The sequence below is a fragment of the Rhizobium sp. BK619 genome, from assembly GCF_014195245.1.
GTDB classification, from domain to species: Bacteria; Pseudomonadota; Alphaproteobacteria; order Rhizobiales; family Rhizobiaceae; genus Rhizobium; species Rhizobium acidisoli.
Map to the genome: position 1 here is coordinate 134,754 of NZ_JACIBH010000004.1, position 18,307 is coordinate 153,060.

Consider the following 18,307-nt stretch of genomic DNA (forward strand, 5'->3'; position numbering starts at 1 on the left):
GTTCTCCGGTTGCGAGAAAAGCCGCTCCGACGGGGTCCTCGGAGCGGCCGGATCCGGCTATTACTTTGCGGGGTTCGGGCCGATGCGGTTGCCATGCTTGACGCGTTCGTCGGCGCCGTGAACCATCGTGTAGGCATAGTCGATCCCCATGCCGTAGGCGCCGGAATGCTCCTTCACGAGCGTGGTGACCGCGTCGTAAGTCTCCTTACGAGCCCAGTCGCGCTGCCATTCGAGCAGAACCTGCTGCCAGGTGACCGGGATCACGCCAGCCTGCACCATCCGGTCCATCGCGTACTTATGCGCGTCGGCCGAAGTGCCGCCGGAGGCGTCCGCGACCATGTAGATTTCATAGTCAGGAATGTCGTGGAGGGCGGAAAGCGCGAAGGTCGTATTGCAGACTTCCGTCCAAAGGCCAGACACCACGATCTTCCTGCGGCCGTTGGCGGCATTCTTTGCCAGCGCATCACGAACGTTCTGGTCGTCCCAGGAATTCATCGAGGTACGCTCGAGGATGTCGTTCTCCGGATAGACGGAAAGCAGTTCCGGAAAGGTGTTGCCCGAGAATGACAACGTCTCGACCGTTGTGATCGTGGTCGGAACTTTGAAGATCTTCGCAGCCTTGGCGAGACCGACGACGTTGTTCTTCAGCGTCTGACGGTCGATCGACTGCACGCCGAAAGCCATCTGCGGCTGCTGGTCGATGAAGATGAGCTGGCTGTTTGCCGGGGTCAAGACTTCGAGCTTAGACATGATATTTTCCTTTTGGTTGTTTAGACCGCGAATGCGGCTGGTTATGAAATGAGCTTGACCCTGAGGAGTCGAAACCGATGCTTCCACGGACTGCCTGGGCCGCTGGAAGGAAATGTACCGTGACGGGCGCCTGTGAAAAATGGCAATATTAATTGCGATTGAAGTTCATTTCTTGCAATAATTGCCTTAACTTCAACTCAGGTATGGACGTCGTGTGGGCGGCGCCAAGAGGCCATTCGTTCCAAAGGTTCTAAGGGAAATTTCATTCGGACACTCGGCCCGAAGGTAGTTCCGCACTCTCCCGACGACGTTGTCTTCTGTTTACTCTCAACAACCGCAATTCCAGTTAGAAGTCGCTTTTGCCAAACCAGAAACCAAGCCCGATGTCGCAGCCCACCCGGTAGTGGGCCGGCCAGGACTCGGCTCTTTCGGGCGATGGCTGACATTAGCCGTGGCAGATAACTTCAAAGGAGAAATCGGAGAAGCCCGTCGTTGTGGAGTAACTATCCATGAATATGGATAAACACCCTAGGATGTCCGGGTGCCATGGTCGTAGGCAGAAAATACGCCTGCAACCCAATCCGCGAAGACCTGATACTTGACGCTCGGAAACCGGCCCGCTGGCCTTAAAATGTGAACAGGATAACGGGGTGGCGCCCAATCGTTCATGATTGGGACCAGAGTGCCACGAGCGATATGAGGGCGTGCCAAGAATTCAAATGTCTGTCCTATACCCAGTCCTGCCAATATTCCTTGCAAATGCGCGGTCGCATCACTGGTGGAAAGCTTGATCGGGCTGTATATCTCTATTTTTTCCTCACCTTTCATCAGTCGAACGGGTGCTGCTTTAAGACTACGTGCGAAAAAATATTGCACGAAAATATGATCACGCTGCAGGTCCGATGGCGAAGCTGGAACGCCGTATTTTTCGAGGTATCCCGGGGTTGCGCAGGTCACTATCTCGACGCTGCATAACTTCCTCGCAACAATAGATGCGCTTGATAGATCGCCGGCACGTATGACGCAGTCTATACCCTCTTCGACGATGTCGGCCTGACGTTCTGTTACACCAAGATGTAACTCGATCTCTGGATAGAGTGCGTAAAACTCTGGCAACCGAGGGATCAAAATCGCATTCGCGAAGGTCCCTCCTATGTCAACCCGAAGTTTTCCGCTCGTCGCCAGGCGCCCACGGGTGGCCTCATTGTTCATTTCATCCAGATCGGCGATCAGGCGAAGGGCTCGCTCGTAATACGCAATGCCCTGAGGTGTTACGGTGACGGAACGTGTCGTGCGTTCGAGCAGTTTTAGGCTCAAGCTTGCCTCGAGATCCTGAACAAGCTTACTCACGGTCGACCGCGGCGCACCCATCGTGTCTGCAGCCTTTGCAAAAGATCCTGCCTCGACGACGCGAACAAAGGCTCTGATTGCTCCCAATTGATCCATTGGCATTTTCTCCATAGAAATCTGCGTGTGCGACGGCCTTGGGTTCAGTTGTCGATCAGTTGCAAAGAGCACCAGTTTTGAGCGGTATCGTCACGCCGCCAATGGCTCTAGATTGGCCTGAATCTGATCGCGGAACTCCTCATATCGGCTGGGCAGCTTGAGTGACTCTCCCAAGTGTGCGGTGTCCTCGTCGCGGTTGAACCCAGGCTCGTTCGTGGCAACCTCAAACAGGATGCCGCCTGGGGTCCGGAAGTAGATCGCCCAGAAATAATCGCGGTCGATGACAGGGGTGACCTGGTAGCCCGTATCCATCAGAGCCTTGCGCACCTCGAGCTGCTTCTCGCGGTTGTCGACTGCAAAGGCGATATGGTGAACCGAACCAGCACCCTGTCGGGCAAACGCCGTCTTCGGCATCGCTTCGAGATCGATCGTATCTGCTCCGTTGCCGCCCGGAATGAGGAACCGGGTCACGTCACCCTCCCTGTCGGCACGCTGATAACCCATGAAGCCGAGCAGTTCCTCGGTTGCACCGGTTTCATGGAGACTGAACCGCGCACCGGCGAAGCCGCGAATGGCCGTGTCGCCCGGAATACCGTCAGCCAGCCATGGCGAGCGGTTGTCGTCAGCAGACTCGATCAGCGCCAGGCTGTCGCCGTCGGGCCCCATAAAGCGAAGTCGGTTGGCGCCGAAGACGGTATCCGTTTGGAGACTCTCAACTCCCTGGGCGGTGAAGCGATCCTGCCAGAATTTCAGCGCACCCTTCGGCACGGAGAACTGTGTTTCGCCGACCTCGCCCACCCCGGGACGACTCAGCATCATGTTCTGGAACGGGAAATACGTCATGACTGTCCCGGCCGATCCGTTCTCGTCACCATAATACAAATGATACACGCTCGGATCGTCGAAATTGACCGTCTGCTTCACGCGGCGCAGGCCAAGCGTCTCGGTAAAGAAGCGGTTGTTCTGCCGGGCATCCGAAGCCATCGAGGTTACGTGATGCAGTCCTTTGATATCCTTGATCATGTTGATGCCTTTCAATGAGCGGTGGGTTCAAGCGTTGAAATCAATCTAGCCACCTTGAACGCCGACAAGAATTGCAATATTTCTTTTGATTGAATTGCAATTATTGAAACAATGACATGAACGATTACAAAGCGCTGCGGACCTTTCTCCTCGCCGCCGAGAAGCGGAATTTCGCCCAGGTCGCCCGCGAACTGGACATGACGCCTGCGGCGGTCACGCGCGCGATCGCAGCACTTGAAGCCGAACTCGGCGTGCAGCTCTTCGTGCGCACGACCAGGCAGGTGTCATTGACGACAGATGGCGCGATCTTCGCCGCCCAGATTCAGCCAGCGGTCAAGACGCTGGAAGAGGCGCGTCGCGAGGTGATGAATGCCCACAAATCTGAAGAAGGGCGCCTGCGGATCAGTGCACCGACCTGGTTCGGCAAGACGGTACTGCCGCCGATCCTGTCAGGGTTCAAGGAACGCTATCCGAAGATGAGCTTCGAGATCTCCCTGTCCGACGGTCTGGTGGACATCGTCGATGGCGATTATGACTTGGCGATCCGTATCTCGTCGCAGCCCTCGGACAAGTTCACGATCTGGAGAAAAATCCGGGTGGTGCCGCGCATTCTGGTCGCTGCACCGGGCAGCCGATTTGCCACCATGGAGCACCCGAACGAACTGACACCCGACGACTGCCTCGCCTATAGCGGTGAAAGCCGTCGCGAGAACTGGGTCCTGTCGGACGGCGGATCCAGCATGACGATTTCCGCAGGTAGGGCATTCAGCGCCAACAGTGGCGAGGTTCTGGCGGATATGGCCGCCGACGGCGCAGGCGTTGCCCTGTTACCAGGCTTCAACATTGCCGATCACATCCGAAGCGGCCGCCTGATCCATGTCTTCCATGGCTGGGCGCCGCCGGATCTGTGGCTGACGCTATTTTATCCGCCTTACCAGGCTCTGCCACCGCGTATCGCTTCCTTCTCGAAGTTCTTCGAGGAGCAGGTTGCGGCCCATATGGTCATGCTGGATTGACGCATGCGGCGGTGCGTTTCGCGGATTGTTTGAGGCCGCTCGTTGCGGATTAAAGCATGTCGCGCAAAAGTGTGTAGCGGTTTTGCGGCAACGACATGCGGAAAACATAGAGCTAAAGCGCAAGGAGCAAATCTGAAAGATCGCGACGCGCTTTAGAGCCTTGGTCAGGCTTCCGGGATAGCGCTCAATCTTGCGGCTACCATTGCCTGGAGCCGCCATAGGTTTCGATCGTAGATATTCCGATCCGCCAGATCCGAAACCGTGCGATGCAAATATTGCGCGCAGGATCCGGCAGGTCCGCATGCCTGGGCGATCAGCATTGCGGCTTCATCGAGTGGTATTTTCTCCGTAAGAGGTGATTGCCTCGCGCTTGCCCAGAAGGTGAGCGCACGACGCGTCCCCGTCGGCGTCTTGACTGAGACCCACCGCACCATGTCGCACACCTCGGCATAGCGGATCTCGCGTGCCAGAAGCGCACGCAGATCCTGCCCCTTCGTCTTGCAGGGAAGCTTGAGGACGAGACCGGAACAGCTTCCTCCCGGCCGAAGCGCCAGCATCAGACCTGGCGCATCGGAAGTGGCCCGAAGCCGTTTGATCCTGAGCGAGAAAGCGCGGTGCCATCCGAACGCAATGGCATCATCACTGGCGGCAACTTCGAAGCCCGGATTCCACATCAACGATCCATAAGCGAACACCCAGATCCCCTCGTCCCCGGCTTCCTGCTCGACCCGGCTGACGAGTTCATCGAGTTGCTGAGACGAGATCGGAGTCCAGTGCGGCTCCGGCCCCTCGTCTTCGACGACCTTGAGGGTTCTGGCGACGAGGTCGGCCGTTAGCTGCATGGCGACAGGCACACGTGTCTTGGCAGTGGTGCGTCTTGGCATCGCGGAACCTGTTTCAACAAGGTTGGAGCCGGAGCATCGGTGCCTCCGGCGGGTCGTCTTATGGCTTTTGTCAGATCAGTCAGCGGGGTGGTCGATCACGGCGCGGAAAGTTATCTCGACGACCTGTTCCGGAAACGCCAATGCGGTGACTCCGATGAGGTTACTGGCGCACTGAGGCATGTCCGTGCCGTACATTTCCTTGCGAACTTTCGAGCCAGCGGAGAATGCGCTTGGGACATCGAGTACGAAAAGGGTCTCTTCAACGACGTCGTCGAGTGTCGCTCCATATGCGGCGAGGAGCGTTTTTGCATTGGCGTAAGTCTGCCGGATCTGCGGCTCCATCTGCGAGAAATCGGCAGGCCGGCCATCGGCATTGAGCTCAGCAGGAGCGACGAGCTTGCCATCGCCATCGTGGCTCAATTGCCCTGAGATGTAGATCGTGTCCTTGAGCTTTACGGCCTGGACATATCCGAAAGCCTGCTCCCAGGCGACGCTGTGGTTTGCGGTCTTCTTGTGGGAGCTTATGTTGGTCATGATGATTTCCTTGCGTTATGTGGCAGAGCGCTGCGCGCTTTTCAGCCTTGTGGGTCTCTTAAGGCGACGGATGCTTGGGAGGCCGCAGCCGTCGCCGGTGCCGATCAAGCCTGGACGAAGGCCAGCAGATCAGCGTTCAGAACATCGGCATTGACGGTCAGCATACCGTGGGAGAAGCCGGGATAGGTCTTCAGCGTGCCGTTCTTCAGAAGCTTGGCAGACTTCAGGGCCGAGTCGGCAATGGGAACGATCTGGTCGTCTTCGCCATGCAGAACGAGGGTTGGAACGGTGATCGCCTTCAGATCTTCGGTTTGGTCGGTTTCGGAAAACGCCTTGATGCCGTCGTAATGGGCCTTGGCACCACCCATCATGCCCTGACGCCACCAATTCTGGATCACACCCTCCTGGACTGTCGCGCCATCACGGTTGAAACCATAAAACGGCCCTGCCGGAACGTCGCGGAAGAACTGGGCGCGGTTTACCGCAAGAGCCGAACGAAAACCGTCAAAGACCTCCATTGGCAGGCCTTCGGGATTTCCATCCGTCTTCACCATCAGCGGCGGCACGGCGGAAACCAGGACCGCCTTTGCGACACGACCGCTCGGCTGGCCATGCTTGGCCACGTAGCGGGCAACTTCCCCGCCGCCGGTGGAGTGGCCGATGTGGACTGCATTCTTCAGGTCGAGATGTTCGGCAACCGCGAAGGCGTCGGCAGCGTAGTGATCCATGTCGTGACCGTCGGAGACCTGAGCGGAACGGCCATGTCCACGGCGGTCGTGGGCAACGACGCGATATCCTTTCGACAGGAAGAACAGCATCTGCGCGTCCCAGTCGTCGGAGGATAGCGGCCAGCCATGGTGGAAGACGATTGGCTGCGCATCCTTGCGCCCCCAGTCCTTGAAGAAGATTTCGACGCCGTCCTTTGTGGTTACATATGCGATGGTGTTGGTTCCTTCGGTTGGGTTGGCGGGAGCAGCATTGGCTGCGAAGCAGCTAGGAGAGAGAGATTGCGATGGTCGTGCGGCGACGCCTGCGGACAGCAATGCGCCTCGGCGCGTCTGGCGGAAAGGGTTTGGATTACCTCGCATCGTTCGATTTCGTCATTGAAAACGTCAGGCGACGTTGCGTTCACCTGTTGGAGGGACAATGACGAAGACACATGAATTCGGCAATTGCGATAAAACTTTCGAATTTACTTCCGAAAACGCAACAATCATGGAGGTTCATCGGGATTGAGAGCAACGTCTCGACAAACGGATGACGACGGGCCCCATTGAGCCTCCGTCGCCCGTCAGAAGGAAACTGAATTGTGATCCCGGTCTCAATGCAGCTCGAATTCGTCTCGACCGAGAAAGAAAACACCACCATCATCGATGGCGTTGGCCGGAAGTCCGAGATTGACAGCCGCGTCGAGCAGATTTGGGCCCAGATCGAGGAAACCAGCTCCGATTACGATCGTGAAAAGCTGTAAGAGCGGCTTTCCAAGCTGGCCGGCGGCGTCGCCGTCGTCCGCGTCGGCGGTTCCACCGAAGTTGAGGTCAAGGAAAAGAAGGATCGCGTCGACGATGCGCTGCATGCGACCGCGCTGCCGTCGAGGAGGGTATTCTGCCTCGGGGTGGCTACTGCGGGCGGTCAAGGCGCTCGACAATCTGAATACCGCCAACCAGGGCCAGCGGGTCGGCGCCGAGATCGTCCGTCGGGCGATCGAGGCCCGGATATTTTTCCGCGCGACGTGCAACCGTCCCATGCAAAGGCGCGTATCGCTCTTCAGCGGTCTACAGCGCCCTCCACCATCTCTGGTGGTCATCTAGTTGAGCGTATCTTCATAATTGCGCCAGGAAGAGTCCTTGGCGCACCAAAGGTCTTCCAGCATATGTCGATCACGTGACTACACCACTGGACAGATCAAGCCTCTCGCCTATGTCAAGCCCGCTGAGCATCGATGGGATTGTCATGAACGCACGACCTCCAGAGCACTATCACGATATCTTCATAGGCGATGGTGAGATGGCGCAGATGATGCGCAATCACGACTGGGCGGCAACAAGCCTCGGCTCGCCCGAAGATTGGCCGGCATCCCTCAAGGTGGCGCTTCGGTTGCTTTTAACCTCGCGTTTCGAGATGTGGCTCGGATGGGGGCCGGAAATCAATTTCTTCTACAATGATGCTTACCGTCCGACATTGGGAAACAAGCATCCCCACGCACTGGCTGTGCCGACCAAGCTGTTATGGGCAGAAATCTGGGATGACATCAAGGATCGTCTCGCTACCGTATATCAGACCGGGCAAGCGACATGGGATCGGGCGCTGCTGCTTTTGCTTGTGCGCGATGGCTATCCCGAGGAAACCTATCACACGTTCTCGTATAGCCCGCTGATCGGTGACAAGGGTCATGTTGAAGGCGTCTTCTGCGCTGTAACCGAGGAAACGGAACGGGTTATCAGTGAGAGGCGGATGGGGACCTTGCGGCAGCTTGGTTCAGCCCTAGCTGCATCCGACAGCACCGCACAAGTCAATGAGGCATCTGCTGCCGTCCTCGGAGAAAACCAACAGGACCTGCCCTTCACTCTACTTTACCTGTTCGAAAAGGACGGCAGCGCAAAGCGGATTTGGACGACGGGGATTTCGCACACACATAGGCTTTCGCCAACCACTGTAATCGCTGGAGATGGACCATGGGATCTCGAGGCGATACGCAATAGCCAAGTCCCGGCGCTTGCTGATTTGACTTCCTACGAAGACGTGCCCATGGGCACTTGGAAAACCCCGCCAGCACGGGCGGCACTCGTGCCGCTGATTGGCCAAGGTGGTGATAAGCCAATCGGCGTGCTGATCAGCGGCCTCAACCCGCACCGACATATTGGCGAAGACTATCTCGACTTCCTCAAGTTGATCAGCGGCCAGATCGCTTCCCGCCTCGCGAGCGCTGAGGCCTATGAGACAGAACGCAGACGCGCGGCCGCTCTTGCAGAGGCAGCGCATATGCGTGACGCCGCGGCCATCGCCCTCGAACAATTGAACCGGCAGTTGCTGACGGAAGTTGAACAACGAACCGCCGAGCGCGACCGTATGCGCGCGCTTTTTCAGCAAGCGCCGAGCTTCATGTGTATTCTAAGTGGACCGCAGCACGTCTTCGAGCTGGTTAACGACGCCTACCTTCAACTTGTCGGGCATAGAGAGCTCCTGGGGCTCGCTGTTCGGGATGCACTTCCGGAAATAGCTGGCCAGGGCTTTTTCGAATTACTCGACGGGGTCTTTCAGTCGGGGAAGGCATATCTTGGCCGAAACTTGCCGGTTTATCTCCAGCGGGCAGCAGGTGAGGAACCTGAAGAGCGGTTCGTCAACCTCATCTATCAGCCAATCATTGACGCGGACGGCGAGGTTTCTGGCATCTTTGTCGACGGTTTCGATGTCACTCACCAGAAACGGGCCGAAGAGCAGCTCCACACTTTGAACCATACCCTTGAACAACGCGTCGACCAGCGCACTGAAGAACTGCGGGCCGCATTGCTCCAGCTGGAAAATGAGTCGGCCGAGCGTGAAGCTGCCCAGCTCGCCCTGCGTCAGGCGCAGAAAATGGAGGCGCTGGGCAAACTTACCGGCGGCGTTGCGCATGACTTCAATAATCTACTGCAAGTGGTGAGCGGCAATCTCCAGCTTCTATCAAGAGACATTGCTGGTAACGAAAGGGCTGAAAACCGTGTGCAGAACGCGCTTGCCGGCGTGTCGCGTGGTTCAAAGCTTGCCTCGCAACTATTGGCGTTCAGCCGCCGACAACCACTCGAACCTAAAGCGGTGAATGTTCGCAAGTTAATCCAAAACATGGACGACATGCTGCGCCGGGCACTTGGTGAAGAGGTCGAGCTGGAGACGGTTATATCCGGGGGCTTGTGGAATACGCTGATCGACCCGGGGCAGCTCGAAAACGCCATTCTCAATCTCGCGATCAACGCACGGGACGCGATGGACGGTCGCGGGCGACTCACGATCGAAGCAGCGAACGCCGTCCTTGACGATGACTATTCCCGCACGCACGAGGATGTTCGCCCCGGCCAATATGTTCTGGTCGCAGTAACAGACACCGGCTCCGGCATCGCGCCTGAAATTCTCGAACACGTCCTTGAGCCGTTCTTCAGCACCAAGAGCGAGGGGAAAGGAAGCGGCCTCGGGCTTTCGATGGTCTATGGCTTCCTGAAACAATCTGGTGGCCACCTCAAGATTTACAGCGAGGTCGGCCTTGGCACGACCATCAAGCTCTATCTTCCGCGAACAATGCAGGTCGAGGATAACCTAGTCGACCCGGCCGGGGCTCCGACCAAGGGAGGCACGGAAACCGTGTTGGTCGTTGAAGATGATGATGGCGTGCGTGAAACGTCGGTCGCTCTGCTGGCCGATCTGGGCTATCATGTCCTGAAAGCCCGCGATGCTCAGTCAGCGTTTACGATCCTGGAAAGCGGCGTGCATGCAGATCTCCTGTTTACCGACGTCGTCATGCCAGGACCGATGCGTAGCACCGAGCTCGCCCGCAAGGCAAAGGCGCTCTACCCTGAGATAGCCGTGCTATTCACGTCTGGTTATACGGAAAATTCGATTGTCCATGGCGGACGTCTGGACGCTGGCGTGGAATTGTTATCCAAGCCTTACACGCGCGAGGCACTGGCCCGCAAGGTGCGCCACGTGCTTGGCAATGCGGGCCAACAAAGACTCTCTGCTGACCGGATGGCATCTCTGCAAGCTTCGGGCGCAACGACTCGACTATCAGGCCAGCCACTTCAAATTCTGGTTGTCGAAGATGAACCCCTGATCTTGATGGCGACAGTCGACATGCTCACAGAAACGGGCCATTTGGTGCGGGAGGCCGGTTCGGGAGAACAAGCGTTGGTCATACTTGAGAATGAACCGGTAGATATCCTCCTTACGGATATCGGTCTCCCGGGCATGTCGGGCTCAGACCTGGCCCAAAATGTCAGGAAGCGTTGGCCTCATATCCACATCGTTTTTGCAAGTGGCGCCACCAACGGCAGTACGCAAGCAGGCATTGAAGACGCTTTGCATTTGTCGAAACCGTTTACCGCGGAGGCACTGGCTAAGGTGCTCAGCCAACTGCCCCTGGAGTGAAACGAGGGACACTCCGTCAACTCGGCGGAAATTCACGCCCGATCTCAACAAAGCGGTCCCCCGTGAGCTCATTGTGAAAAATCAGTCATCGCCACCTAAAATCATCCCTCTCCAATATCTTCTGCAAACTTCCGCATCAGCCGCACCAGCTCATTGAAGTCGTGTTCGTCCCAGCGCTCGAAGATGGCGCGGCCGATCCTTTCGCGCGCCACGTCGATGCGGTCGGTCATCGCCTTGCCTTTCGGGCTGATGACCGCCTCGCGCACGCGGCGATCGGCGGCACCTCCGCGACGCTCGACCAGGCCGAGGCTTTCGAGCTTGGCAACCTGACGGCTGACGGTGGTGTAGTCGCGCCCGGCCCGATCGGCGAGCTCGACCACGCCGATCGGACCGAGGCGTTCCACCGTGACCAATAGCGGAAACAGCGCACGATCGAGCGAAATGCCGGCTTCGCGCACCATCTGCTCGTCGCGCTGCGGCCGGTTCATGACGCTGACGATCTCGATCAAAGCCCCATGCAGTTCACGCAGTTTTTCGGATATATGTGTATTTTGCACGCTTTTTCTTGACGGCATGTCGATTCTCCTATTATGTGCATAATACACATATGGAGATGACAATGACACAGAATTCCACAGTCGACGTGCTGATATCAGGCGCCGGTGCAGCCGGGCTGACGCTGGCGATCGAGCTGGCGCGGCGCGGCGTCAGCTTCCGCCTGATCGAGAAAATGAACGACCCCTTCCGCGGCTCCCGCGGCAAGGGCATCCAGCCGCGCAGCCAGGAGGTCTTCGAAGATCTCGGCATCCTCGACCGGATCGTCGCGCTCGGCGGCGCCTATCCCCGGCAGCGGGAATATCGCGACGATCGAAGCGTCAGCGAATCCGAGGTCGTGCTGCATGAGCCGCCGACGCCGGCCGAACCCTACCATCTGCCGCTGATGGTGCCGCAGTTCCTGACCGAGGGCGTGATGCGCGAGCGCCTGCTCGAGTTCGGGCACCGCCCGGAATTCGGATGTGAACTCATCGGCTTCGAACCGGACGATGCCGGGGTAACGGCGCGGCTCAACGGCCAGTCCGGCGAAGAGACCATCCGCGTGCGCTGGCTTGTCGGCGCCGATGGTGGGCGCAGCTTCGTGCGCCACGCGCTCGATATCGGCTTTCCCGGCAAGACGCTCGGCGTGCGCGCCATCGTCGCCGATGTTGTGCTGACGGGGCTGGATCGCGACGCCTGGCATCGTTTCGGCGAAGGCGATATGCAGCGGCAGATTGCGCTTTGCCCGCTCGCCGGAACGGAGTTGTTCCAGATCCAGGGACCGATCCCGCTCGAAGGCGAGATCGACCTGTCGGCGGCCGGCTTGACCGCGCTGGTGGGCGAGCGCACCGGCCGCGACGATATTCACGTCCGATCGGTCTCCTGGGCCTCGGCCTTCAACATGAACGCCCGGCTTGCCGATCGCTACCGGCTCGGCCGCGTATTCCTGGCCGGCGATGCCGCCCATACGCATCCGCCGACCGGCGGCCAGGGTCTCAATACCAGCATGCAGGACGCCTATAATCTCGGATGGAAACTGGCGGCGGTCGCTGCCGGCGCGCCGGATGCGCTACTCGACAGCTATGAGGAAGAGCGCCGCCCGATCGCAGCGGCGATGCTTGGTCTTGCGACCAGTCTTCTCGATGCGCTGAAGCGCGGCGATCTCAGGCGCGGCCGCGAGGTCCATCAGCTCGATATCGGCTATTCCGAGTCTTCTCTCGCGCTGGAAAAGCCGGAGCGGCGCGGCGGCCTGCTGGCCGGCGACCGTGCGCCCGATGCACTGCTCACCGGTGCGGCCGGCCAGCCGCGGCGTTTGTTCGAACTGTTCAAGGGCACGCACTGGACGTTACTTGGCTACGAGATCGAACAGGCAGCCGTGCCACCCCGCCGCGGATTGCACATCCACAGCATCGGCCGGCGCGGCGATCTCATCGACCAAGGCGGACACTTCCTTGACGCCTACACCCTGACGCCGGGCGACTTCGTGCTGGTGCGTCCAGACGGTTATATCGGCGCCATCGTCGCGTCCGGCGATAGTTGGGCGCTGAAAGCCTATCTCGCCAAGGTCGGCCTTGGCCGGGGGCAAGAGAGCCTTCATACGGCGACACGCTGATCGGTGCATTCCCCACTCATAATCGCTCATTCCGAAACAACCATCCTGCTGTGATCGCCTCGACCGCCTTTCATTGTGGGTCGACGGTGGCTAGGCGCAGGTCTGACAGCGCTTTCAATTTACTTTGTGAGGCCCGTCTGAGAAAACGCGTGGGCTGCGAGAAGCCCTCTCCTCTCAGAGGGCGTCGCGCTTGTATCGCGGTGTCCAGCCGCGGGTCATTCCACGGCTCATCGCCCGCTCCGCCAGCGCCAGTTGCTGGCGGAGATGTTTGCAGTCGTCGAGCAGCGAGCGGATCGCCGCCTTGGCATTGTCGTCATGCCAGGCCAGCACGGCTTCGACTTCCCACGCGGGATCCGGCCAAGCAGGATCGGGTCGTGCCGGATCGGGCCAAACGGGATCGGGCCAAGCAGGATCGGGTTTCGGGATTTTCGCCGGCTGCATCAGTTCAGCGCCAAAGGCAATTGAACCGGACGCGGCAAGGGTGGCAGCGGCCGGCTGAGTTCGACCTTTCTCTGCCAGGCGGCGCGTCGCAGTTGATCGCGCTCGCGCGCCGCACGTGACGCTTCGACAAGGGCTAGGGCGTTGGCGATCACTTGTTCCGTATGCGTCATGACCATCTCCAATGTTCCTGTTTTGTTCCAATTTAGACTCTCGGCCGAAAATGTCAAGTCGGGCGGATCTAGTGTTCAGGACGATTGGATCAGGCGAGCGTTCAGTCCGCAGCTTCGATGACGGCGATGCCGGCTTCCTGCGCAGCCCTGATAAAGGATGCCCGCACCTCTTCCGGCGGGAGATCGCCGATAATCGCATCCAGGCAGGACTTCACGGCTTCGAAATAGTCTTCGCCGTCATCGACCGGCCACTCGTGCAGCAGTGTGCGCGCGGCGTCCCACACAGAGTTAATAACGGCATAATGGCCAAGCCCCATTGAGGCCAAGCCGACCGGTCGAAAATTTGCCGTCTGTCTCACTTTGTTACAGCTTTTCCAATTTCGGTGAGCCTACGAGTTAAAGATGCAATTTGCGTGCCGCGGGGTGGGCGGGAGCAGACATTCTCCTCGCCCCCTCCAGCCAGGCGTTTTGAGAACACGCAACGCTTCAAGTGCTCAGATCGGCATCGAGAACCCCGCAACTTGGTTATCAAACGGCTGATTATGGTAAATATCAGGCTTCTCCTGCCAAGCCTACTCATTAAAAGCCGGCTGTTCCCGAGTATTCTATAGAATTTACAGCAACGCATCGAATTATCCGGAAGCAACAGCCTTTATATTCATTCGTTGATTGTGCCAAAGGTGGACGCAGAAGCATCCGGATCGTAGAATGCCATCGCTTGCACGCAGCGGATCTGGGAGGACGCACAATGCCTATCTTCATGGATCGGCACTTTCTCGAGGGAACGTCGGCGGCCGACGTTGCCCAGGCCCATCGCATGGATCTGGACATTCAGGATCGCTACGGCGTCAAGTTCCTGACCTATTGGTTCGACCAACGGCGCGGGACTGCCTTCTGTCTCGTGGATGCGCCCGACATGGAAACCGCCCAATGTGTGCATCGCGAGGCGCACGGCTTCGTCGCCGGCGAGGTCGTTGAAGTCGCTTTGTCTGCGGTCGAGGCGTTTCTCGGCCGAATTCACGACCCCGATCCGGCGCCTGGCCAATCCTCCGCCGAGATAGATCCCGGCCACCGGGCAATCCTCTTTACCGATATCGTCGGATCGACCGAGATGACGGCGCGGCTCGGCGACCGCATCGGGACCGAAATGGTGAGAGCCCATGACGCGATCGTGCGCCGATGCCTCGGCCAAAATTCCGGCCGCGAAGTGAAGCACACCGGCGACGGCATCATGGCGGCCTTTTCCGCGACCACCGCCGCCGTCGAATGCGCCATGGCGATCCAGAAGGAATTCCAGCTCTACAACGGCGGAAACACCGAGCCGATCCATATCCGCATCGGGCTGGATTGCGGCGAGCCGGTCGAGGATAGCAACGACCTGTTCGGCTCGACCGTACAGCTCGCCGCACGCCTCTGTGCGGCCGCATCCAGCGACCAGATCCTCGTCTCAGAGAATATCTTTCGGGAATATGGCGCCGCCGATCTTTTCGGTCACGCCTCGCGCCGGCGGCTCAAGGGCTTTTCGAAGCCGGTGATGGTGTTTCGATGCGACTGGGCGAATGATGCGACCGCCTGAGATCCCGTGGAGACCCCCGGGAAACGAGAACGCGCCGCACATAATGTGACGGCGCGCCGGTGCTCATTCTATCCTATCAGGCGTTGCCGATATTTCGATCACCCATCAGTTGCTCGAATTTGGGGGCGGCCTCGACCTTGGCGAGCACACCCGACATCTTCAGAAAACGCCGGAAATTCTCGCGCGCAGCGCTCAGCGGGAAACGGCCGCTGGCGGTGTCCCTGCACGCCTTCAACAGCGTGTCATATGCCAGACCTCGTTTGTCCTCCGGCCATTCATCCAGAAAATCGAAGATTTCATCGAGACATGTGATCTCCGCGATGAAATGCTGACGATGAAGCAAAACCGGATCGAACCGAGTTTCCGCCATAGTATCCTCCCATTTATATTACTTTTTTATAGGATTATATTACTGAAAAAGCTTGATTTATTCAAGACAAAATCGGCCGCATTTACCCAAAAGCATCCGCAACTACTTCCATAACGGCAGAATAGCCCGATCAGATTATCTTGAGTCAATTGATCCGCGATCTAGGTTCAAAAGCAGACCATCAAGATTGGTCGATCCATCGCACACGTGTTCAGCTAAGCGTGATCAATCGGACGGCAAGTTTCGTATAGGCTCGTGACGGCATGGTTGTGACCAAGATCAACTCCGCAAGGGAAAGCCCAGATGAAACGATTTCTGACGTTCGTAGCCGTCGGCGCGCTGCTCGGTGTGTCCGCGATCACGTCTTCCTGCACTTCGCCGGGCAAGCCCGATCATGAAGATTTCCAATATCAACGGGACACATCGATCAACCCGGCTTGCGCGGGTGGTTTCAGACCCGGCAACGCGCGCTCGTGCAGCTATTGAAGGCGCGAGCGGCGACATTGGTGCTGGGCATCGCTGCGATTGCCGCAGGGAGCAGCCGCGATATGCCTGCGTCGTAAGAGGAGGCGCGCTGAAGCAATAGGACTAGTGAGGGAACTCCAAGCCCGTCCCGCAGTTAACGCAACGGGTCACGGTTGGCTCAATTCAAAACAGGAGAACGGTTCCCCATGAACAATTTGATCTGGCTTGTCGGCGCTGTCGTCATCGTGCTCGCGATTTTGAGCTTCTTCGGCTTTCGCTGATTGATGTAAATTGTGGCGATGGGCCTTCTCTCCAGGATCAGAATGGAGATCAGACCCGCTGGCGCCGATAGATCGATAATCTTCCGCGCGACTTGTTTCGGTCGACTTTAGCTTGGCCGGACGTTGTCTCCGCCTTTGGCCACCGAGGCTCGAGCCGCGTTCCATTGCCGTTTTCGTCAACAATCCACCGGATGACGGTTGGATGGGCTACATCACCCCCCTCGACTTCCTTTACAGTCACGCGTTTCGGCCTTCCCGGGGCCGGTCGCGAGGGAAATCGATGGAACGTCTTGGTGCGGATAAAGCGACTCAATCCAGGAAGCGTGCTGTAATAGCCGATCACTCGGATGGTTTTGCCCGGGATGTTTCAGCCGTCTCGCCAATTCCTTCAGCCAGGCGCGCCCCTGGGAGGCTTTCGGCATCAGCCGCCGGACATGGGAGCGCCGTGGCAAGCCCGTGCAGGAGGCGGCGATATCGGATTGCGGTTCGACGCCTCTGGCCGCTTAGCCAGTTTCACGGCTTTTAGTCGGGCTGCCCGAACCAGATGTTCATCGCCTCGCGGAGGCCATCCGGCATCCCCTCGCCCACCCAGGCCACATAGCCATCGGGCCGGATCAGCACTGCGGTTGGGGCTGAGACCGCACCCAGCGCCGGCAGCTCCCATGCGCCGTCATAGCTGGCGTCGACCAGTTGGACGCGGCCGGACCATGGCGCGATGTCGAGGCTGCCGGGCGCGCCGAGATTCAAAAGCAGCGGCCGCGCATTCTGGAGCAGCGTGTAGACGCGGAGCCGGCCATCGGGCGTGGTGAGGTCGAGGTCCGGCATGCGGCGGCCAAGCAGCGGATGGCCCTCGCCGAGGTCGTAATGGATGGCCAGCCCGGACATTTCGGCGGCGATCTTCTTGCGGGGCTCCTGCATGGCGAGGAGCTCCAGGACGATGTCTCGCAAGGCTTCGGTGCGGTCATCGGTCCGCTGCAGCGCGACCTGCGCCATCGTCGTGCGCAACACGCGGGCGGCCAACGGATGGCGCTCGGCATGATAGGTGTCGAGCAGGCTTTCCGGCGATATTCCCTTCACCACCTGTGCCAGCTTCCAGCCCAGATTGACGGCATCCTGCACACCGGTGTTGAGGCCCTGCCCGCCCACCGGAGAATGCACATGGGCGGCATCGCCGGCCAGGAAAATCCGGCCCTTGCGGTAAGCCGCCGCTTGCCGCGACATGTCGGTGAACCTGGAAATCCACCTCAGGCTATGGATGCCATGATCCGTTCCGCAGGCGGCGATGAGGGCTTCCTTAAGATCGCCGAGCGTCGGCTCGGCGGTGTCGCCGGCATTCTTTTCCGTCACCATGACATTGACCGGGCCTTCGCTGGCAAAGACGACCTTGCCGTCGCGGATTTCGTATTCCTCCCGGCCGAAGGCATGCATGCCGAGCGCCGTGCGATGGACGCCGAGCGGCGGCTCCTCCTCCATCTCGGCCTCGGCGAGAATATTGCTGGTCGTCGCCTCCCATCCCGGAAATTCAATGCCGGCCATCTTGCGAACCAGACTGCGGCCGCCATCGCAGCCGACAAGGTAGCCTGCCCTGAGCGCTGCCCGATCGGAAAGTTCGATGGTGACGCCGGTGTCGTCCTGCGCGAAGCCGGTCAGCTCGCAGCCACGATAGATCGTCACCGGCAGTTCGCCGATCCATTCCGCCAGAATGCGCTCGATATGCTTCTGCCGCAGCGCCAGACCATAATTATGCCGGGTCGGAAAATCGCTGATATCGAGCCGCGTGACCGCAAATCCAGTGACTTGCGCGATCTGCCCTTCCGCGAGGAACCGGGCGACCACGCCGCGCTGATCGAGAACCTCAAGGGTGCGTGCGCTGAGACCGCCGGCGCGCGAACCGACGATTTCCTGGTTCGGGCGGCGTTCGACGATCGCGACATCGACACCTGCCAGGGCCAATTCGCCCGCCAGCATCAGGCCCGTCGGCCCTCCTCCGGCTATCACCACTGCATGCTCCATCATACGCAATCTCCTGCTGTCCGACTGTCCGAGGGCGATATAGGGGTTCGAGTGCTTCCGGGAAGGCAAATTGA

At 59.0% G+C, this 18,307-nt stretch carries 18 protein-coding genes and 1 pseudogene; 6 read left to right on the plus strand and 13 right to left on the minus strand.

Annotation, left to right across the window (positions count from 1 at the left end):
- Nucleotides 1–60: 60 nt before the first annotated feature.
- The 3 genes from FHX14_RS08705 to FHX14_RS08715 all read right to left on the minus strand — a co-directional run bounded on the left by FHX14_RS08705 (nt 61) and on the right by FHX14_RS08715 (nt 3,219).
- On the minus strand, nt 61–750 hold the full coding sequence (locus tag FHX14_RS08705) for a hydrolase (protein WP_003586571.1): 690 nt from the start codon (nt 748–750) through the stop codon (nt 61–63).
- A 528-nt stretch (nt 751–1,278) separates the two neighbouring features.
- The gene (locus FHX14_RS08710; protein WP_003586573.1) at nt 1,279–2,196 is read right to left on the minus strand and encodes a LysR family transcriptional regulator; all 918 of its coding nucleotides are present in this window, start codon (nt 2,194–2,196) and stop codon (nt 1,279–1,281) included.
- Between the two features lie 90 nt (nt 2,197–2,286).
- Nucleotides 2,287–3,219 (minus strand): VOC family protein, encoded by a 933-nt coding sequence (locus tag FHX14_RS08715; RefSeq protein WP_012557605.1) that lies wholly within the window; start codon nt 3,217–3,219, stop codon nt 2,287–2,289.
- 116 nt (nt 3,220–3,335) lie between these two features.
- Here FHX14_RS08715 and FHX14_RS08720 point away from each other — a divergent pair, with 116 nt between their 5' ends.
- On the plus strand, nt 3,336–4,235 hold the full coding sequence (locus tag FHX14_RS08720) for a LysR family transcriptional regulator (protein ID WP_012557604.1): 900 nt from the start codon (nt 3,336–3,338) through the stop codon (nt 4,233–4,235).
- Nucleotides 4,236–4,399: 164 nt separating this feature from the next.
- Here FHX14_RS08720 and FHX14_RS08725 read toward each other — a convergent pair whose 3' ends face one another.
- From FHX14_RS08725 to FHX14_RS08735, 3 genes are all read right to left on the minus strand, one after another.
- Nucleotides 4,400–5,119 carry a gamma-glutamylcyclotransferase gene (locus tag FHX14_RS08725; protein ID WP_003586577.1) on the minus strand — a complete coding sequence of 240 codons (720 nt, stop codon included), beginning with the start codon at nt 5,117–5,119 and terminating at the stop codon, nt 4,400–4,402.
- A 75-nt stretch (nt 5,120–5,194) separates the two neighbouring features.
- Complete coding sequence (locus tag FHX14_RS08730; RefSeq protein ID WP_184376881.1) at nt 5,195–5,653, minus strand: Rid family hydrolase; 459 nt, start codon at nt 5,651–5,653, stop codon at nt 5,195–5,197.
- A 104-nt stretch (nt 5,654–5,757) separates the two neighbouring features.
- Complete coding sequence (locus FHX14_RS08735) at nt 5,758–6,594, minus strand: alpha/beta hydrolase (protein ID WP_184377021.1); 837 nt, start codon at nt 6,592–6,594, stop codon at nt 5,758–5,760.
- 398 nt (nt 6,595–6,992) lie between these two features.
- Here FHX14_RS08735 and groEL point away from each other — a divergent pair.
- Both groEL and FHX14_RS08745 read left to right on the plus strand, forming a co-directional pair.
- Nucleotides 6,993–7,365 (plus strand): annotated as a pseudogene (gene groEL, locus FHX14_RS08740) (chaperonin GroEL); the annotation flags it as partial.
- 295 nt (nt 7,366–7,660) lie between these two features.
- Nucleotides 7,661–10,771: a response regulator gene (locus FHX14_RS08745; protein ID WP_184377022.1), complete on the plus strand. Its 3,111-nt coding sequence runs from the start codon at nt 7,661–7,663 to the stop codon at nt 10,769–10,771.
- Nucleotides 10,772–10,872: 101 nt separating this feature from the next.
- Here the strand turns inward: FHX14_RS08745 and FHX14_RS08750 are convergent, their stop codons facing one another.
- Complete coding sequence (locus FHX14_RS08750) at nt 10,873–11,346, minus strand: MarR family winged helix-turn-helix transcriptional regulator (RefSeq protein WP_012557599.1); 474 nt, start codon at nt 11,344–11,346, stop codon at nt 10,873–10,875.
- Between the two features lie 44 nt (nt 11,347–11,390).
- On the opposite strand from FHX14_RS08750, the gene FHX14_RS08755 reads away from it, so the two are divergent.
- Nucleotides 11,391–12,917, plus strand: a complete 1,527-nt coding sequence (locus FHX14_RS08755; protein WP_184376882.1) for an FAD-dependent oxidoreductase — start codon at nt 11,391–11,393, stop codon at nt 12,915–12,917.
- Between the two features lie 174 nt (nt 12,918–13,091).
- On the opposite strand, the gene FHX14_RS08760 is transcribed toward FHX14_RS08755, so the two are convergent.
- The 3 genes from FHX14_RS08760 to FHX14_RS08770 form a co-directional block, all read right to left on the minus strand.
- Nucleotides 13,092–13,358, minus strand: coding sequence for a hypothetical protein (locus FHX14_RS08760; RefSeq protein WP_184376883.1), 267 nt, complete (start codon nt 13,356–13,358; stop codon nt 13,092–13,094).
- Complete coding sequence (locus FHX14_RS08765; protein ID WP_010069037.1) at nt 13,358–13,528, minus strand: hypothetical protein; 171 nt, start codon at nt 13,526–13,528, stop codon at nt 13,358–13,360. Before FHX14_RS08765 ends, FHX14_RS08760 begins: the two co-directional genes overlap by 1 nt.
- A 101-nt stretch (nt 13,529–13,629) precedes the next feature.
- Complete coding sequence (locus FHX14_RS08770) at nt 13,630–13,887, minus strand: DUF982 domain-containing protein (RefSeq protein WP_003586584.1); 258 nt, start codon at nt 13,885–13,887, stop codon at nt 13,630–13,632.
- Between the two features lie 389 nt (nt 13,888–14,276).
- Between FHX14_RS08770 and FHX14_RS08775 the strand changes: the two genes are divergently transcribed.
- The gene (locus tag FHX14_RS08775; RefSeq protein WP_184376884.1) at nt 14,277–15,104 is read left to right on the plus strand and encodes a nickel-binding protein; all 828 of its coding nucleotides are present in this window, start codon (nt 14,277–14,279) and stop codon (nt 15,102–15,104) included.
- 76 nt (nt 15,105–15,180) lie between these two features.
- On the opposite strand, the gene FHX14_RS08780 is transcribed toward FHX14_RS08775, so the two are convergent.
- Entirely contained in the window at nt 15,181–15,474 is a 294-nt protein-coding gene (locus tag FHX14_RS08780) for a DUF982 domain-containing protein (protein ID WP_003586587.1), read from the minus strand.
- 303 nt (nt 15,475–15,777) lie between these two features.
- On the opposite strand from FHX14_RS08780, the gene FHX14_RS08785 reads away from it, so the two are divergent.
- Nucleotides 15,778–15,960: a hypothetical protein gene (locus FHX14_RS08785; protein ID WP_082366278.1), complete on the plus strand. Its 183-nt coding sequence runs from the start codon at nt 15,778–15,780 to the stop codon at nt 15,958–15,960.
- Between the two features lie 146 nt (nt 15,961–16,106).
- On the opposite strand, the gene FHX14_RS08790 is transcribed toward FHX14_RS08785, so the two are convergent.
- Nucleotides 16,107–16,385 carry a hypothetical protein gene (locus FHX14_RS08790; protein WP_184376885.1) on the minus strand — a complete coding sequence of 93 codons (279 nt, stop codon included), beginning with the start codon at nt 16,383–16,385 and terminating at the stop codon, nt 16,107–16,109.
- Nucleotides 16,386–16,742: 357 nt separating this feature from the next.
- Nucleotides 16,743–18,236: an FAD-dependent monooxygenase gene (locus FHX14_RS08795; protein ID WP_184376886.1), complete on the minus strand. Its 1,494-nt coding sequence runs from the start codon at nt 18,234–18,236 to the stop codon at nt 16,743–16,745.
- Nucleotides 18,237–18,307 lie beyond the last annotated feature (71 nt).

What these genes read in the sequence shown, in the direction of transcription:
- FHX14_RS08755 (WP_184376882.1), top strand. Translation starts at nt 11,391, where the DNA reads ATGACACAGAATTCCACAGTCGACGTGCTGATATCAGGCGCCGGTGCA.
- FHX14_RS08720 (WP_012557604.1), top strand. Translation starts at nt 3,336, where the DNA reads ATGAACGATTACAAAGCGCTGCGGACCTTTCTCCTCGCCGCCGAGAAG.
- FHX14_RS08795 (WP_184376886.1), bottom strand. Translation starts at nt 18,236, where the DNA reads ATGATGGAGCATGCAGTGGTGATAGCCGGAGGAGGGCCGACGGGCCTG.
- FHX14_RS08745 (WP_184377022.1), top strand. Translation starts at nt 7,661, where the DNA reads ATGGCGCAGATGATGCGCAATCACGACTGGGCGGCAACAAGCCTCGGC.
- FHX14_RS08710 (WP_003586573.1), bottom strand. Translation starts at nt 2,196, where the DNA reads ATGGATCAATTGGGAGCAATCAGAGCCTTTGTTCGCGTCGTCGAGGCA.
- FHX14_RS08765 (WP_010069037.1), bottom strand. Translation starts at nt 13,528, where the DNA reads ATGACGCATACGGAACAAGTGATCGCCAACGCCCTAGCCCTTGTCGAA.
- FHX14_RS08730 (WP_184376881.1), bottom strand. Translation starts at nt 5,653, where the DNA reads ATGACCAACATAAGCTCCCACAAGAAGACCGCAAACCACAGCGTCGCC.
- FHX14_RS08775 (WP_184376884.1), top strand. Translation starts at nt 14,277, where the DNA reads ATGCCTATCTTCATGGATCGGCACTTTCTCGAGGGAACGTCGGCGGCC.
- FHX14_RS08760 (WP_184376883.1), bottom strand. Translation starts at nt 13,358, where the DNA reads ATGCAGCCGGCGAAAATCCCGAAACCCGATCCTGCTTGGCCCGATCCC.
- FHX14_RS08715 (WP_012557605.1), bottom strand. Translation starts at nt 3,219, where the DNA reads ATGATCAAGGATATCAAAGGACTGCATCACGTAACCTCGATGGCTTCG.
- FHX14_RS08785 (WP_082366278.1), top strand. Translation starts at nt 15,778, where the DNA reads ATGAAACGATTTCTGACGTTCGTAGCCGTCGGCGCGCTGCTCGGTGTG.
- FHX14_RS08725 (WP_003586577.1), bottom strand. Translation starts at nt 5,119, where the DNA reads ATGCCAAGACGCACCACTGCCAAGACACGTGTGCCTGTCGCCATGCAG.
- FHX14_RS08790 (WP_184376885.1), bottom strand. Translation starts at nt 16,385, where the DNA reads ATGGAACGCGGCTCGAGCCTCGGTGGCCAAAGGCGGAGACAACGTCCG.
- FHX14_RS08780 (WP_003586587.1), bottom strand. Translation starts at nt 15,474, where the DNA reads ATGGCGGAAACTCGGTTCGATCCGGTTTTGCTTCATCGTCAGCATTTC.
- FHX14_RS08750 (WP_012557599.1), bottom strand. Translation starts at nt 11,346, where the DNA reads ATGCCGTCAAGAAAAAGCGTGCAAAATACACATATATCCGAAAAACTG.
- FHX14_RS08705 (WP_003586571.1), bottom strand. Translation starts at nt 750, where the DNA reads ATGTCTAAGCTCGAAGTCTTGACCCCGGCAAACAGCCAGCTCATCTTC.